Annotated in this window: 11 protein-coding genes; 7 read left to right on the top strand and 4 right to left on the bottom strand. The window is 52.3% G+C overall.

Going from position 1 to position 17081, the window contains the following annotated elements; all coding sequences use genetic code 11:
• Nucleotides 1-34: 34 nt before the first annotated feature.
• From BEN74_RS08035 to BEN74_RS08025, 3 genes are all read right to left on the bottom strand, one after another.
• Complete coding sequence (locus tag BEN74_RS08035) at nucleotides 35-1816, bottom strand: acyl-CoA dehydrogenase C-terminal domain-containing protein (protein ID WP_068907710.1); 1782 nt, start codon at nucleotides 1814-1816, stop codon at nucleotides 35-37.
• A gap of 181 nt (nucleotides 1817-1997) precedes the next feature.
• Nucleotides 1998-3800, bottom strand: a complete 1803-nt coding sequence (locus BEN74_RS08030) for an acyl-CoA dehydrogenase C-terminal domain-containing protein (RefSeq protein WP_068907707.1) — start codon at nucleotides 3798-3800, stop codon at nucleotides 1998-2000.
• Between the two features lie 306 nt (nucleotides 3801-4106).
• The gene (locus BEN74_RS08025; RefSeq protein WP_068907890.1) at nucleotides 4107-4730 is read right to left on the bottom strand and encodes a hypothetical protein; all 624 of its coding nucleotides are present in this window, start codon (nucleotides 4728-4730) and stop codon (nucleotides 4107-4109) included.
• A gap of 132 nt (nucleotides 4731-4862) precedes the next feature.
• On the opposite strand from BEN74_RS08025, the gene baeS reads away from it, so the two are divergent.
• The 6 genes from baeS to BEN74_RS19555 all read left to right on the top strand — a co-directional run bounded on the left by baeS (nucleotide 4863) and on the right by BEN74_RS19555 (nucleotide 11154).
• Nucleotides 4863-6539 carry a sensor histidine kinase efflux regulator BaeS gene (gene baeS / locus BEN74_RS08020; RefSeq protein ID WP_068907704.1) on the top strand — a complete coding sequence of 559 codons (1677 nt, stop codon included), beginning with the start codon at nucleotides 4863-4865 and terminating at the stop codon, nucleotides 6537-6539.
• Nucleotides 6540-6549: 10 nt separating this feature from the next.
• On the top strand, nucleotides 6550-7236 hold the full coding sequence (locus tag BEN74_RS08015) for a response regulator (RefSeq protein ID WP_068907702.1): 687 nt from the start codon (nucleotides 6550-6552) through the stop codon (nucleotides 7234-7236).
• Between the two features lie 94 nt (nucleotides 7237-7330).
• A complete protein-coding gene (locus tag BEN74_RS08010) occupies nucleotides 7331-8515 on the top strand; it encodes a hypothetical protein (RefSeq protein ID WP_068907700.1) in 1185 nt (394 codons plus the stop codon).
• A gap of 72 nt (nucleotides 8516-8587) precedes the next feature.
• Nucleotides 8588-9720 (top strand): IS3-like element ISAba14 family transposase gene (locus BEN74_RS08005; RefSeq protein WP_223155595.1). Its coding sequence is split into 2 segments (ribosomal slippage): nucleotides 8588-8840 and nucleotides 8840-9720, totalling 1134 coding nucleotides; the frame shifts between segments, so codons are not numbered across the junction.
• Between the two features lie 47 nt (nucleotides 9721-9767).
• A complete protein-coding gene (locus BEN74_RS08000; protein WP_162898162.1) occupies nucleotides 9768-10028 on the top strand; it encodes a hypothetical protein in 261 nt (86 codons plus the stop codon).
• A 112-nt stretch (nucleotides 10029-10140) separates the two neighbouring features.
• Nucleotides 10141-11154 (top strand): hypothetical protein, encoded by a 1014-nt coding sequence (locus tag BEN74_RS19555; RefSeq protein ID WP_322900141.1) that lies wholly within the window; start codon nucleotides 10141-10143, stop codon nucleotides 11152-11154.
• 202 nt (nucleotides 11155-11356) lie between these two features.
• Here the strand turns inward: BEN74_RS19555 and polA are convergent, their stop codons facing one another.
• Nucleotides 11357-14122 (bottom strand): DNA polymerase I, encoded by a 2766-nt coding sequence (gene polA / locus BEN74_RS07990; protein WP_068911659.1) that lies wholly within the window; start codon nucleotides 14120-14122, stop codon nucleotides 11357-11359.
• A 162-nt stretch (nucleotides 14123-14284) separates the two neighbouring features.
• Between polA and BEN74_RS07985 the strand changes: the two genes are divergently transcribed.
• On the top strand, nucleotides 14285-17008 hold the full coding sequence (locus BEN74_RS07985) for a DUF2339 domain-containing protein (protein WP_068911685.1): 2724 nt from the start codon (nucleotides 14285-14287) through the stop codon (nucleotides 17006-17008).
• Nucleotides 17009-17081 lie beyond the last annotated feature (73 nt).

Raw genomic sequence — 17081 nt, 5'->3', positions numbered from 1 at the left:
CCTGCTGATGCAGGCTTTTTAGGCTTGAACTTAATTAAGCTTGATTTGTAAAGTAATCTTCGCTGAAGTTCATCACTACTTCAGCGCCCGCTTTGACTTTCGCAATGCGCAGCGCCAGTTCAGGCAGGATGCGCTGCACGAAGTACAGGGCCAGCGCCAGCTTGTTCTGATAGAACGCGCCGTCTTTGGCTTTGGCTGCATTGGCAATGCGCGCAAACATATAAGAGAAGCTCAGCAGGCCAACCGCATGCAGGTAATCTACTGCTGCCGAATTGGAAAATTCCGCATTTTCACGGGCAGCTTCCAGAACGTACTGGGTTACGGCTTCGACTTCAGTGGCTGCATCCAAAGTGGCGTCTTTGATGAAATTCAGATCCGCATCCAGGCCATTGGCGAAATCGCGGATTTCCTGAATGTATTCTGCAATGAATTCACCCTTGCATTTAATGGTTTTGCGGCCAATCAAGTCTTGCGACTGCACGCCGTTGGTGCCTTCGTAAATTTGCGCGATGCGCAAGTCGCGCACGCACTGCTCCATGCCCCATTCGCGGATAAAGCCGTGGCCGCCGAAGACCATCTGCGCATCCAGCGTCGCCTGGAATGCGGTGTCGGTTAAGTAGGCTTTGGCAATTGGCGTCAGCAGGGCAACGCGGTCATTGGCCTTTTTCACCGCTTCGGCATCGGTAGAGAATTTGGTGATGTCCAGCTGCTGGCCGACATATACCGCAAATGCGCGCGATGCTTCGTTATTGGCGCGCGCATTCAGCAGCATGCGGCGCACATCGCCGTGCACCAGAATGCTGTCGGCGGCTTTGTTCGGCGACTTCACGCCGGAAGCGCTGCGGCCTTGAATGCGGTCAGTGGCGTACTGCGCGGCATTCTGGTAGGCGAATTCGGACGCGCCTAAGCCCTGAATGCCCATCGATAGGCGCTCATAGTTCATCATTACGAACATGGCAGCCAGGCCTTCATTTTCTTTGCCTACCAGGTAGCCTTCCGCGCCGTCAAAGTTCATCACGCAGGTGGCGGAAGCCTTAATGCCCATCTTGTGCTCGATTGAGCCCGGGCCAGCCGCATTGCGCTCACCCAAAGAGCCGTCCGCATTGACCAGGAATTTCGGCACGATGAACAGGGAAATGCCGCGCGAGCCTGCCGGCGCATCCGGCGTTTTCGCCAAGACTAAGTGGATGATGTTTTCAGCCAGATCGTGGTCGCCGCCGGTAATGAAGATTTTCGTGCCGGTGATGCTGTAGCTGCCGTCGGCATTGCGTTCCGCTTTGGTTTTGATAATGCCTAAGTCTGTGCCTGCATGCGGTTCAGTCAGGCACATGGTGCCTGACCATTCGCCGGAATAGATTTTAGGCAGATAGGTTTCTTTCTGCTCCTGCGATGCATAGCTGCTTAAGGCCATGCCGGCGCCGACAGACAGCAGCGGGTAAAGCATGAAGGACGGGTTGGTGGCGAACAGCATTTCATCTGCAAGCACCGTCAGCATTTTCGGCATGCCTTGGCCGCCCCATTCTTCATCAGCCGCTAAGCCGATCCAGCCGCCTTCCGCATACTGCTTGAAGGCTTCTTTAAAGCCGGCAGGCGTGGTGACCTTGCCGTTTTCATATTTTGCGCCTTCTTCATCGCCGGTGCGGTTCAGCGGATGCGTGACGTTTTGCGCGAACTTGGCCATTTCTTCCAGAATGGCTTCTGCTGTCGCAGCATCAACATGCGCCAGATTTTCATTGGCTTGCCAGAATTGTTCTGCATTGAATACATCATTGAGGATGAATTTCATATCTGCGAGCGGCGCGTTATAAATTGGCATGATTCGGACACCTGTTTTTGTTTAAATTGGGGGAAACCGTCAGTCTAAACGCTGTATTTTGCGCATGTTATAGGACTAAGGATTAACATTTATCTGTATTTATAAAGAAAAAGGACCGTCATTACTTTGGCAGTCCTTTTTCTTTTGTGTACTCATGAGTACAGTTTTTTAGAATGCCGTATTAGAAAGCAAAGTGTTCAGCATCCAAAGACATCAACGGCTCCAAACCGCCTGCGATAACTTCTACATGAGAGCGGACGCGCGGCAGGATTTTCTTGAAGTAGAAGCGGGCAGTGGTGACTTTGGCGTTGTAGAAATCAACCTCGGTCGTGCCGGCAGCTAAAGCTTCCTGAGCTGTCAGCGCCATGCGTGCCCACAGGTAAGCCAGTGTTACATAGCCGGAGAAGTACAGGTAGTCTACCGCAGCAGCGCCGACTTCTTCAGGGTTCTGCATGGCGCGCATGCCGATCTGCATGGTCAAGTCGCCCCATTCTTTGTTCAGCGCAGCCAGCGGCTCAACAAATTCCTTCATCGCCTCATTGTCTTTATTCGCTTCAGCAAATTTATGAATGATCTTGGTGAAGTCTTTCAGCATTGCGCCTTGCGTGCCCAGCACTTTGCGGCCCAGCAAGTCCAGCGCCTGAATTTCAGTGGTGCCTTCGTACAGGCAGGAAATGCGCGTATCGCGGACAATCTGCTCCATGCCGTGTTCAGAAATGAAGCCGTGGCCGCCGAATACCTGCACGCCGTGCTTGGCGGACTCAGAACCGGTTTCGGTCAGGAACGCTTTGGCGATAGGCGTCAGCAGCGACAGGATGTTGTCGGAAGCCTTGCGCTCTTCTTCAGTCGCGCCTTGCTCTACGGTGTCCGCATGCAGGGACAGCAGGTAAACCAGCGCGCGGCCCGCTTCAGCAAATGATTTTTGCGTCAGCAGCATGTTGCGCACAGCTGGGTGCACGATGATAGGATCGGCTTCTTTTTCCGGCGCTTTCGGGCCAGACAGCGCGCGCATTGCCAGGCGGTCTTTCGCGTAGGCCAATGCGCCCTGGAAAGCGCCTTCAGATGCAGACAGGCCTTGAATGGCCGTGCCGATGCGCGCAGTGTTCATGAAAGTGAACATGCAGTTCAGGCCGCGGTTTTCCGGCCCGATCAGGAAGCCTTGAGCGTTGTCAAAGTTGATGACGCAGGTTGAGTTGCCGTGGATCCCCATTTTGTGCTCGATGGAGCCGCAGCGCACAGCATTGCGCTCGCCTAGAGAACCGTCAGCATTGACGCTGAATTTAGGCACAATGAACAGGGAAATGCCTTTGGTGCCTTTCGGCGCGCCCGGAAGGCGGGCAAGCACGATGTGAACGATGTTGTCCGCCATGTCGTGTTCGCCTGCGGAGATGAAGATCTTCTCGCCGGTGATTGCATAGCTGCCGTCAGCATTCGGTTCAGCCTTGGTGCGGATGATGCCCAGGTCAGAACCGGCATGCGATTCGGTCAGGCACATGGTGCCGGTCCAGACGCCTGAAACCAGATTCGGCAGGTAAGTGTCTTTCTGCTCCTGAGAGCCGTGGTGCTCTAAAGTGCGCACAGCGCCGTGCGACAGGCCCGGGTACATGCCCCATGCCCAGTTTGCCGTGCCGACCATTTCAGAAATGACGTTGCCCAGGGAAACCGGCAGGCCTTGGCCGCCGTACTGCTCTTCCGCAGAAAGCGACGGGAAGCCCAGCTCGATGTATTTTTTATAGGCTTCTTTAAAGCCGGTAGGCGTAGTCACCACGCCGTCGTTCCATGTGCAGCCTTCGCGGTCGCCGACTTGGTTCAGCGGAGACAGTTCGTTTTCGCAGAAGTCCGCAGCGGCTTCTAAATACTGGTCAACCAATTCACGGCTTACGGTTTCTTGGAATGCAGGCAGTTTTGCGTAATGTTCTTCAGCATTTAATAATTCATGCAAAACGAATTGCATATCACGTAAGGGCGCTTTGTATTGTGGCATATCGGTTTCCTCAATACTGGTGTGGAACCAGCGTTATTATCCTGTAAATTGAGATTAGACGCATCTTCGCTGACGCGTATATGAATGGCTTAATCCTGCAACATCTTCTAATTAGGTACAAGCTTTTCTAAGGGTTTTCTTAGTGACTGTAAAGTCAAAGATTTATGGCTTGAAAATGCTAAGTGCATTGAGTGTAAATGGTTTTGTGCGAATTGGAATGACACAAATAGTCAAAAAGCGTAAAAAGTTATGTCCAGCAAAAAAGGCGCATAAAGCGCCTTCGGGTCTTTGGCCGAGCCTGCGGCCCTACATTGCCTTGGCGGGCGCAGGGGCTGCCGGGTGCATCGGCATTTTCGGCTGGAAGCGCACTTCGCACTTGCCGTCAATGGTTTGCGCGCCGGCCTTGATTTGAACCGCAGCACCGTCCGCCTTGCCTAGGCAGGCTTTTTGCACCGCCTGCTGCATGGCTTGGCGCTGCGCCAGGCGCTGGTCAAACTGCCGGGTGAGTTCCGCGCGCTTGGCGTCGGTCAGCGCTTCGCCGCGCTGCATGTGCATCGAGCCATGCATGCTGCCGTGCATTGGGCGGTGCCCGTCAGGCATTGCATGCTCTCCGCGCGCCGGCTTATCCGCTTTAAAGCCCATAATGCAGGTGCCGTCCACCGTTCTGCCGCCGGCTGAAACTTGAACCGCAGCGCCCGGCGTTTTGCCGCCGCAGGCCTGGCGGATCTGCTTCATCATGTCATGGCGTTCCGCGCGCATCCGCTGCATCTGCTCGTGCTGTTCCGGCGTCATGCCGCGCTGATGCTGCGCGCCGTGCATGTTTTGCGGATGCTGCATTTCTTTTGCCGCATTGGGGGACTGGCACGCCGCCAGCGCGCCCATGGATAAAATCCCTGCACCGATTAAAGCTGTTTTTGTGATGTTATGCATGCTGATCTCCAACGCCGGAAAAGCTTTATCTGATGCGCTTAAGATTAAATAATAATGATGAAGAAACAATGGAGGGCTTTTTGAGGCCGTGTTCGCTACAATAAGCGGTATCGAAAAAACTGAGCTGCGCTATTGAAAATCCGCCGTGTGCCCATTGCCTTGCGCTTATTCCTGACCGTGCTGCTGACGACGCTCGTCATTACCACAGTCAGCTTAGGCGTGCTGCACTGGAATATGCAGCGCAACTTCACCAAGTATGTGTCCGATGTGGAAATGCAGAAGCTGGATCAGCTGATTGGCAATCTGGCCGAAGTTTATGATATCTACCATGACTGGGGCAATGCGATTCAGGCGCAGATTCTGCAGATGGAAGGCAAGGCGGGGCCGGATGACTATGACCGCCTGTCGCGCTGGTGGCTGCGCCGCCAATACGACATTGCCCTGCAGCAGCGCTATTTTCAGGACAATACTAATACCATGTTTAATGTCACCGGCATGCAGCAGCCCAGCAAGCAGCCGGTCGATCTGGATGAGCTGAGGCTGCTGGAGCTGAATCTGCCTTCAGAATTTCAGCCTTTTGAGGGCTTAAAATTTCCGCTCAGCGCCAATCAGCATGTGTTCCGCCCGGCTGAACCGAAAGAAACCAAAGACGGCAAGAAGCCGCCGCTTCCGCCGGCTATGCCGAACAGCAGCGGCAAAAAGCAGTTTATTCAAATGCCGGACCGCCTGGGCCTCAGTTCGCGCCTGTCCCTATACGATGCAAAGCGGCAGTTTGTGGTGGGCGAACCTTCGGAAGATCAGATTTCCTACCGGCCAATTATTGTGAAAAATCAAGTGGTCGGCTATCTGGGGCTGAAGCCGGTGCTGGATCAGGATGACGCCTTGAGCATCAACTTCTTCAGCAAGCAGAAGCGCTACCTGCTGCTGGTCTACGGCTTGAGCTTTATCGCCAGCCTGATCGCCTCGCTGCTGCTGGCGGCGTATTTCAGGAAGCCGATCCAGCGCCTGCTGAACGGCACGCGCGAGCTGACCAAAGGCAACTATCAGCATCAGGTGAAGGTCAACCGCAATGATGAGCTGGGCGATTTATCCAATGAGCTGAATCAGCTGGCGGTGATTCTGGATCAGCATGAAACTTCGCGCAGGCAATGGGTGGCTGATACATCGCATGAACTGAAAACCCCGCTGGCGGTGTTGCAGGCGCAGATTGAAGCGATGCAGGACGGCATCCGCAAGCCGACGCCGGAGCATTTTGCCTCAATGCTGGGGCAGGTCAACAGCTTGAAAAAGCTGACGCAGGATTTGGCCGATTTGGCGCAGGCTGAAGCGCAGCAGCTGCAGTGCTATCTGACGGAGGTCGATCCGTGGGAAGCCGCGCTGCAGGAAATTGAAAATTTCAGGCCGAAGTTGGATCAGGCCGGCTTGACGGTCACCGCGCAGGGCGAAGGCTGCCTGCTGCAGCTGGACATCGACCGCTTTAAGCAGATTATGCTGAACCTGCTGGGCAACAGCATCCGCTATACTGAAGCGGGCGGGCAGGTGCATGTGCATGCTGAGCAGGATGCTTCGCAGTGGACGCTGTATGTCGATGACAGCCCCTACGGCTTGACGGATGCGCAGCTGGCGCAGCTGGGCGAACGCTTTTACCGCGCGGATGATTCGCGCACCCGCGCCACCGGCGGCACAGGCTTAGGCCTGGCGCTGTCGGTGAAAATGGCCAAAGCCCTGGGCGGCGAGCTCAGTTTTGAGCATTCGCCCTTAGGCGGCTTGCGCTGCAGGCTGACTTTTCCCAAACAGATGAAACAATAAGGACAGAAACATGAAGCATATCATGCTGGTTGAAGATGAAACGGAACTTGCGCAGCTGGTGCGCGATTATCTGGAGGCAGCTGGTTTTGCAGTCAGCATGTTTCATGACGGGCAGGAGGCGTATGAAAGCTTTATGCAGCGCAAGCCCAGCCTGATGATTCTTGATTTGATGGTGCCGCGCATGGACGGCTTGACCATTTGCCGCAAAGTGCGCGAACAGTCTGATCTGCCGATTATTATGGTGACTGCGCGCACCGAAGAAATTGACCGCGTGCTGGGCCTGAACATGGGCGCGGATGACTATGTCTGCAAGCCGTTCAGCCCGAAAGAGCTGGTTGCCCGCGTGCAGGCGGTGCTGCGCCGCCTTGAGCGCAAGGCGGAGCCTGAAAGCAGCGGCCTGTTCCGCATGGACAAGGCGCAGCAGCGCATCTGGTATCAGCAGAAGTCCCTGAATTTAACCCCGACCGAATTCCGCCTGCTGGAACTGTTTTTAGAGCATGTCGGTCAGGTGTATTCGCGCGCGCAGCTGCTGGATCATATTAATCCGGACAGCTTTGATGTAGCGGACCGGGTGATTGACAGCCACATTAAAAACCTGCGCCGCAAAATTTCTGACGCTGCTGAAACCGGAAACCGCCATGAGTGGATTCAGGCGGTGTACGGTGTGGGCTACCGCTTTGAATATCCTGAGGAATAATATAAATATAATTTTAAAGCCATTGTAAAGTCCATAAAAAGTCTTTATTTTTTATGGGCTTTTTTTTATTTATAATTTTAAGAGGGTGGGGTAAATGATTTTCAAAAAAACTATATTAGCAATAAGCTGTTCATTTGTTTTAGCTGCCTGCGGCGGCGGGGGAGGCGACAGCAGCGGTGGAACAGCAGCTCAGCCGAAAAACCCGACGGATGGCAGCGTTATTCAGCAGCCGGAAAATGATCTGGCAAATGCAAAGAATCTTATCCAGTCACTGAACAATATTATTGCTTATTATGATGGTTTTGCAGATATTGAGGAACGTTATAAGGCGCCAATACAGGCCGTTAGCGATACAGCTGGTGATATTAAAGATGCTGCCGATGTCGTTGTGACATTGACGCGTTTAGCGCAAGAGGATGCGCAGGGGCAGACAAAAAATTATACCGCTCAGGATTTAGAGCGTTTACTGGAGGGTGAACGAGGCACTCCATCTTATATTTTAAAAAATAATACGCTGCAGATAGCAGTAAGCGCGAACAGTGTTAAAGTTGCAGGCACAGTGACGGCAAAAGCTTTTCAAAGCTTCAATTTATCTGCTGTTGCGCAAGACGGCTGGCCTAGCAGATGGTATGAGGATTCTAAATATCATATTTATGGAGATGAAATTGCCATTAGCGTCAATAATTTTACTTTCGAAGAGCCGATTACTGATCAAGTTGCTTTAACTCTTAATGCTAAAATTGGCGCAGGCAGCAGTTTAGAAAGTAAAAACTTAGTGAGCAATAAAACTGCAAAATTCAGCTTTGCAGATGCAAGCACGCTTTCCGTGACTTATGCCAATGCAGCCAAAATGGATGATCGTGCTGAAGATGAAGTTCCGCAAAATGCTCAATTAAAACTTTCAAATGTTAAGTTTGAAAGTGAGGGGTTGACTGCAGTATTGGCAGAGTTTTCAACTCAAGCAAAAGCGGCTCGGTTGACCGATGGCGTGCGAACTTATAATCAGTTAATCCCTTCTGAAATTGTATTAAAAGGAAATCTTGCGCTAGATAAAGAGCTGCTGAATTTAGATGCAAAATTAAGTCTTTATAATGATTTTAATAAAGTTTTTGATGTGCGTACAGAAACGCCTGAGAGCTTTATTAATGCAGGGTTGAGCATTAAGTTAACAGGTAATTTGAAAGGTGCGGGAAATATCGTAACGCCATTCTTCTTGAGCGTAAATGCAAAACGCGCCGAGCTAAGTAAAGGAACGGCAGATATAGAGATGGATCCGTAAATTTGAACAACTCCTATAAGTGATATTCTGCTCCTCAAATGATGTTATAAACATCAATATATGGAGTATTTTATGGCACGTAGACCAAGAAGAAATCATTCAAATGATTTTAAAGCTAAGGTAGCACTTGCTGCGATTAAAGCAGAAAAAACACTTGCTGAATTGAGTGCTGAGTTTGATGTTCATCAAAACCAAATTATTGACTGGAAAAATCAATTGATCTCAGCTTCCTCGCAAGCTTTCGATCAATCAAAAGCTCCAACAGAACCACCCATCGATCTAAAAAAACTACATGCAAAAATCGGTGAGCAGGCATTAGAAATTGATTTTTTAGAAGGTGTGTTGAAGAAACTGGGCCGCTTCAACCACAAAAGTTAATCGACGACTCACTTCAGATTTCAGTATCTAAGCAAGCTAAGCTGCTGAAAGTCTCCCGTGGTTGTTATTACTATCGCCCAAAACCTGTGAGTGCATCAGATCTGAAGCTGATGCGATGTATTGATGAATTACATATGCAATATCCTTTTGCAGGCAGTCGTATGATGCGTGATTTGTTGAATCGTCAAGGACATCATATAGGACGACGTCATACACGTACTTTAATGAAGAAAATGGGTATTCAGGCGTTATATTGCAAACCAAATTTAAGCCAGGCTAATCAAGCTCACCGTAAATATCCATATCTGCTCAAAGGATTGGCTATTCAGCGCAGTAATCAAGTGTGGTCTACGGATATAACGTATATCCCTATGGCAAAAGGCTTTGTTTATTTATGTGCTGTGATTGATTGGCATAGCCGCAAGGTACTTGCGCATAGAGTATCGATTAGTATGGAGGTGGATTTTTGTATTTCGGCTTTAAATGAAGCGATTGAAAAATATGGTCGACCTGAAATATTTAATACAGACCAAGGCAGCCAGTTTACCAGTGATGCATTTATTGATGTATTGAAATCAAATGGCATTCAAATCAGTATGGATGGTAAAGGTCGATGGGTAGATAATGTGATGGTTGAACGATTATGGCGGAGCGTTAAATATGAAGAGGTGTATCTCAAAGCTTATAGCAGTGTCACAGATGCGAAAAAGCAATTAAGTGCATATTTTGAGTTTTATAATTTGAAACGACCTCATTCGAGTCTAGACAAAATGACACCAAATGAGTTTTACTATGATCAGCTACCCCAACAAAACAAGGTGGCTTAACTAGAGCGGAATATCACTTATAAATACGCTTTTAGTTGTTCAAACAAGTGGGACCACCTCTTATTGAGGTTGCTGTAGATAAATCAGTGTTGGATATTCAATTAGCGGCTCAGCAGCTTAATTCTGAAGCTGCAGTATCCGCAGTGATTAAAAATAAAACGGGAGCATCGGTCAGCATTGCAGATATTGATAACTTTACGCAGGCTGACATTATGGTAAATGGAAAATCGCAAGGTAAAGTGACGAATAACGCAGGCAGATATGTAGCGTCATTTACTGATAAAACGCTTGTATATATTACCCCTTAAACTTTTGAGCAAAAAGGACAGCTTCTCGCTGTCCTTTTTCTTGTTTGACTTTTTTATGAAAAAATATTTGTTTTTAATCAGTTTATTTCCTATTGCCGTGCAGGCTGCAGCAGTGAGGTATTCCGTCAATGCTGACATGTACAGTGAACCGTTGCCGATTCATGCTTTTTTGGATGACTGGCAAGACCCGAATTTTAAATCGGGTGAAAATGCTTTTGCCCATGGAAAAATGAAACTGAGCGTGCAGCAGGGGCCATGGAATACAGGCTGGGTGTGGAGCTATGACTACGCGTTAAATTTCAGTCCAGATATGGCAAAGCTGTATTATCAAATCGAAAATGATTTGCCCATTGATGCTAACTCTTCCTATGACCTTTTTCTAGAAGCGCAGCATGTCGATAGCATCGGGGCGAGGCTGGCTTATGACTGGGCATTAAATCCGGACTGGACTGTGACTGCGGGCGTTACCGCATTAATCGGCCGCCATTATGTCGATGGTCAGTTTAATGCTTATGGCCAAACCACAGATCAGATTAATCTGATGGACCGTGTTTCTTGGCTGAATGGCCAATTGGACTATAGCTATGATGTGCCGGCCTTAAAAGAAGACGAATTGGGCTTGGGCGATTTGCGCGTGAAGCAAGGCTATGGCTATGCTTTGGATTTCACCGTAAATGGGAAAATTAATGAGCAGTGGAAAGTGAATTTACAGCTGGAAGATGTTTTCAGTTACCTGTACTGGGATCAGGCGCCTTATTCGCGCTATGAAATTCACTACGATAAGGATAATCGCCCGCGGATGGATTTATCCGGCCGGGTGGATACCAGACAGCAGTATAAGCAGGAACTTCCTTATAAAATCCGGTCTGAAATTGAATACCGCCCGATTCAGCCGCTCAGCTTCACTTTATCCAGCTTTTCTAATCCTTATTTGACGCTCTTTCAGCTGAACAGCTACTGGGAAAATGATTTTGTCAAATTAGGCGTGCACACAGAACCGCAGACTCAAGCTTATGGCGTGTCACTGCAGCATCAGAATGTTGGATTCAAGTATATGGCGGATGCCTTAAATACCAATCAGGCTAAAAGGATGGGGGCAAGCCTGTATGCTCAATATGTATGGTAAGAAGTTTTGCAGGATGCATTGCAGTAAAAGTGCGGAATTAATGTAGCCGGTATGAAAAATCTGAAATATCGGACTCATTGCGTCAGCGGGAGATTCTTTCTTATGCGCTGGCTTGAGCTTTTTTCAGCTGGCCTGCAGGCCGGTTTCTGAGCTGATGCAGGCATCCGCAGATGCCTGCATGGCTAAACAGGCTGAAGCTTAATTAATGCGCTTCATCCCAGTTGCTGCCTTTGCCGACTTCAACCACCAAAGGCACTGAGATCGGCAGCACGGACTGCATCACCTCCTGCAGTTTCACCGCCAGTTCATCGGCAATCGCTTCATCGGCTTCAAAAACCAGTTCATCGTGCACCTGCAGCAGCATTTTGGCTTGATCTTGCGGCAGGATTTTATCCACTTCAATCATCGCCATTTTAATGATGTCGGCAGCCGAACCCTGCAGCGGCGCATTAATGGCGGCCCGCTCAGCGCCTTGCTTGACCATTTTATTGCTGGCCATAATGTCCGGCGTGTACAGGCGGCGGCCTAAAATGGTTTCGACAAAGCCCTGCTCGCGCGCCACCTGGCGGGTGCGTTCCATATATTCCAAAACTCCAGGATAGCGCTGGAAGTACTTGCCGATGTAGCTGCGCGATTCTTCGCGGCTGAAGCCGAGCTGGCGGGTCAGGCCAAATTCAGACATGCCGTAGAGCAGGCCGAAGTTGACAGCTTTGGCCTGGCGGCGCTGATTGCTGCTGACCTCATCCAGCGGAATGCCCAGAACTTCAGCAGCGGTGCGCCGGTGCACGTCCTGGCCATGCTTGAAGGCGTCAACCAGCGCCTCATCCTGCGAGAAATGCGCCATCAAGCGCAGCTCAATTTGCGAATAGTCGGCTGCCAGCAGAACTCGGCCTTTGGGCGCAACGAAGGCTTTGCGGATCTGGCGGCCAATGTCTTCGCGCACGGGAATGTTCTGCAGGTTCGGGTCGGTCGATGACAGACGCCCAGTTGCGGTTAAAGCCTGATGGTAGCTGGTGTGCACGCGGCGGGTGTCATTGTTGGCCTGTTTCAGCAGGCCGTCGGTATAGGTGCTTTTCAGCTTGGACAGCCCGCGGTATTCCAGAATCAGCCCGGCAATCGGATGCTCGAGTTTTTCCAGCACGCTTTCGCTGGTGCTGTATTGCCCAGTCGCAGTTTTTTTGCCACCTTTCAGGCCCAGCTTTTCAAACAGCACTTCGCCGACCTGCTTCGGCGAGCTGACATTGAAGGCTTCGCCGGCGAGTTCGGCAATCCGGTTTTCCAAGTCCTGCATGGTCTTGGCGAATTCTGCGCCCAGCTGATCCAGAAACTCCAGGTTCAGCTCAATGCCGTTTTCTTCCATCATGGTCAGCACGCGGGCCACTGGCATTTCAACATTGTGCAGAATATTGATCAGTTCAGGATGCTTGCGCAGCTTGGCATCCAGCACTTCATACAGGCGGTAGGTCACATGCGCGTCTTCGGCGGCATAGTGGGCCGCTGCGGCGATTTCAATCTGATTGAAGGTCTTCTGCTTGGCGCCTTTGCCGGCCAGCTGTTCAAAGGTGGTGGTTAAATGGCTGAGGTATAAGCGCGCGACATCATCCATGCCGTGGCGGGTCGCGACCGAATTCAGGACATAAGACGCCAGCATGGTGTCAAAATACCAGCCGCGCAGCTCAATGCCTTGATTTTCCAGCACATGCGCATCATATTTGAGATGATGGCCGATTTTCTGCACCGAGGCATCTTCCAAAACCGGCTTGATTTGCGCCAGAACAAGGTCCCGGTTCAGCTGCTGCGGCGCGTCTTCATAGTCATGCGCCAGCGGCACATAATAGGCATCCTGCGCGTCAAAGGCGATAGAAAAGCCGACAATTTGCGCAACGCGGTAATCCAGGCTGGTGGTCTCAGTGTCAAAGGCGAAGCGCTTTTCTGTATTGAGGCGCTGCAGCAGCCTGTCCCATGCGTCCTGAGAAAGCACGGTGTGGTAGCTGGCCTGTCCTAAAACATCATCAGTGCTGGTAATTGAAGCCTGATCTTCCGTAATGACTTGCTCTTCAGCCTGCGCATTCTTGATGATGGCTTTGGAGTTCTGCTTATAGGCCGAGCCGTTCGGATTATTTGGATGATCCAGCGACTGCAGCTGGTTGCGGAACTCCAGTTCAGTGTACAGGCTGCGCAGCTGTTCAGTATTCGGGTCGAGCAGCTTCAGGTCATCATAGCCCAGGCCGATATCCAGATCGCAGACAATGCTGGCCAGCTGGTGATCCAGCGCAATGCCGTCCGCATGCGCTTTAATGTTCTGGCCGACTTTGCCTTTAATTTTGTCGGCATTTTCTAAAATGCTGCCGATGCAGCCGTATTCGGTCAGCAGCTTGGCCGCGGTTTTTGCCCCGACGCCGGGCACGCCCATAATGCCGTCAGAGGCATCGCCCATCAGGGTCAGGTAATCAATGATCTGATGCGGCCAGACGCCAAATTTTTCAAATACGCCGTTCACGTCCATCGGCTTGTCTTTGAAGCTGTCTTCTAAAGTCACGCGCTCCGTCACCAGCTGCGCCATGTCTTTATCGCCGGTGGAAATCAGCACCTGCTGGCCGGCGGCTTCAGCGCGCTTGGCCAATGTGCCGATAATGTCGTCGGCTTCGGCGCCCGGCAGCATATACAGCGGAATGCCTAAAGCGCGGATCAGCGCATGCAGGTAGGGAATCTGCTCAGCCAGTTCTTCCGGCATGCTTGGGCGGTCGCCTTTGTAAATCGGCGACAGCTCATGGCGGAAGGTCGGTTCCGGCGTATCAAAAATCACCGCCATATGCGTGGGCTGAGTGCGGCGCATCAATTTCTGAATGGCGGAAATCGCGCCGCGGATGGCATTGGTATGCAGCCCTGTTGACGTGGTTAAAGGGGGTAAAGCGTGAAACGCGCGAAATAAAAAGTATGACCCGTCGACCAGGACAAATGGCGGCATCGAAAAATTCCTCATCCAAAAAACCCTTTCATTGTACGTGATTTTTTCAGCCCGCGCTGAAGCTTGATGATCCCGGCCGCTTACCGAATATCTGATAAAGACGAGGAATTTAAGCGCTCAGCTGCGGTATCATCAGCAGTAAAAGGGCAGGGCGAAGCAGGTATGCTGAAAGGGCAGAATGAAATCAGAATGATCTGGCTGATGGCGCTGATTATCGCCGGCATCGGCATGTGGTATGCGGAAGTCCGCCAGTTCAGCTATTTGTGCGCTTTGGCGTTCGCCATCAGCGTCATGCACTATGTCGATGACCTGCAGAAGCCCGCTGATCAGCTGGCCGCTGAAGCCGGCCTGCCGCTGGAGCCGACCTCGAAGCTGCCGCTGTATATTTCTTCGGTCATGGCGCTGGCGGGCAGCCTCGGCCAGATTGGCTTTCTGACGGCTTTGGGCATCACCGCATGGATTTTCTTTTTCCTGCGCTGGCTGAAGCGGCTGGAGCGCAATTTATTTTCAATCCAGCTGCAGCTTCAGCGCCGGCCGATGCATGCAGGCAGCGCGGAAATGCCGCCCGCCGCGCAGGCTTTGGCGGCGCCGGCAGCATCAGCGCCTGCTTCGCCTGAAGCCGGCTTAAGCGGGCAGCTGAAAGTCTGGCTGCTGCAGGGCAATCCGGTGCTGAAAGCCGCAGTTGCGGTGCTGGTGATTGGCGTAGTGCTGCTGCTGCGCTTCGCCACCGAGCATTGGCAGCTCAGCCTGGCGCTGAAGCTGGCCTTGGTTGCCGGCGCCAGCGGCGCCGTGACGGTTCTCGGCTATGGGCTGCAGCGCCGCAACCGCGGCTTTGCTTTGGCCTTGGAAGGGCTGGGGCTGGCGGTGCTGTGCCTGACCTTATTTTTCGCTTACTACAATCAGGTTATCCCGGATATCTGGAGCGCCAGCGCCTGCTTCGCCGCCATTATGGCGCTGACGGTCTGGCTCAGCTTAAAGCAGCAAAGCATAGAGCTGGCGCTGATGGCCCTGCTGATCGCCTATATTGCGCCGTTCACCTTGCCGGTGCGCAATGCCACCGCGGTCGAATTCATTGCCTATTACCTGCTGATTAACGCAGCGGCGGCGGTGCTCAGCACCTTAAGGCCGTGGAAAATCCTCAATCAGATTGCCTTTTTAATGACCGTGCTGATTGGCGGCGGCTACGCTTTCTATCAGGGCCATGAGCAGGAGAGGGCCGCGCTGGCCGGATTGACGCTGGCGCATACCGCGGTGTTTGTCTGGCTGAGCTTCCGCTTCAGCCAGCTGCTGGCCAAAGATGATCTAAGCGGCTTTCAGCTGAAGCCGGTTCTGGATATTGCGCTGATTTTCGGCGCGCCGCTTGCCGGCTATATTTTTCTGTACCTGATGTATTTTGAAGAAACCCGGCAGCAGGCCGGGTTCAGCCTGGCCTTTGCCGCCCTGTATCTGGGCCTGCATCAGCTGTCGAAGCGCAACCGGGCGGTCGGCATGATTTCGCAAAGCTATTTCAGCCTGATGCTGATTTTTCTGGCGCTTATTCCGCCCATTCTGCTGCCGGAGCCGTGGAGCGCAGCCGGCTGGGCTGTGGAAGGCGCAGTTATTTTTACCGGCGCGCTGTACCGCCGCTCAGACCTCAGCCGCTATTTGGGCATGGGGCTGCTGGCTGTGGCCGGCTTATCCGGGCTGTATCACTTTACTATGCAGCATGCATTTCCGAATAAGGTCTACTGGGTGCTGTGCATCAGCTATTTCGCCGCGGTGCTGATCGCCAACAGCGCGCCGGCATTTCAAAAGCAGCTGAGCAATGGCACGGTTGCCTTTCAGTGCCTGCAGATGCTGTCTGCCACGGCGCTGCTGCTGCTTCTGCTGCTGGATGAAATTGACGGCCCAATCCAGACGGCGCTCAGCCTGCTGATTACCGCTGCGCTGTACAGCCTGATGAATGAGTGGCTGCTGCGCCGTAAGGCGGCATGGTCATGGCTGCTGCCGAAATGGATTGGCCTGATGCCAGTCTATATTGCGGCTTTGGCGCTGGTGCTGGATTTAAGCCATGAGGGCATGGTGATGTGGCATTCCGCTGCAGAGCGCCTGCTGTTTATGCTGAGCGGTCTGCTGTTGACGGGGCTGTGGCTTCGCCCGCTGCTGGGCATTAAGGAAGAAAAAGAATGGGTGAGCCTAGGCGTTTTCTCCAGTCTGGCGCTGGCCAGCCTGACTCTAATTCCGGGCATGCCGTATTTAAGCGTGGTGATTTTGCCGTTGATTTTCGGCGCATGGTGCTGGAAATCCGCGCAGCCGGAGTGGCGCATGTTCTGGCAAAGCCGCAATGCGCTGGCGCTGATGCTGCTGTGGATCATCTGCTCGCAGCTCTTCAGCCGGCAGGCATTCCAGCTGTACCTGCTGCCGCTGCTGAATCCTTTTGATGCCGTTAGCCTGGCCATGCTGGCGGTTTTCCTCTGGATGCTGAACCTGCAGATGAAAGCCGGCCTGGACCGGAGCATGGGTGCGGTGCTGACAGTGCTGGGCCTGCTGTGGCTCAGCAGCTATGTGGCGCTGCGCGCGCTGCATGTCTATCTGGGCACGCCCTATAATGAATGGCAGATGTGGCAGAATGCCGCGGTGCAGCTTAGCTTTACCCTGCTGTGGGTCAGCCTGGCTTTTATCTGCATGCTGGCAGCGGCCAAGCGCGGCTTGCGCTCGGTATGGATTCTCGGCGGCAGCATTCTGGTGCTGGTGACGCTGAAACTGGTGCTGTTTGACCTGTCGCATACCGGCACCTTAACCCGGGTGATTTCATTTATGGGCGCAGGCTTTGCCATGCTGATCATTGCCTATATTGCGCCGATGCCGGAAGGGGAGCGGAAAGCATTGGATAAGCCGCAGCTTTGACCGGCGCTGTTATAGATGCGGCTGCGCTGCCCCTTCAGCTGAATGCTGGATTGTTCATCCGCAGGCATTCCGC

This window comes from Acinetobacter sp. WCHAc010034, assembly GCF_001696615.3.
In the GTDB taxonomy this organism is placed as follows: Bacteria; Pseudomonadota; Gammaproteobacteria; order Pseudomonadales; family Moraxellaceae; genus Acinetobacter.
This window is presented reverse-complemented; position numbering and strand designations above follow the sequence as displayed.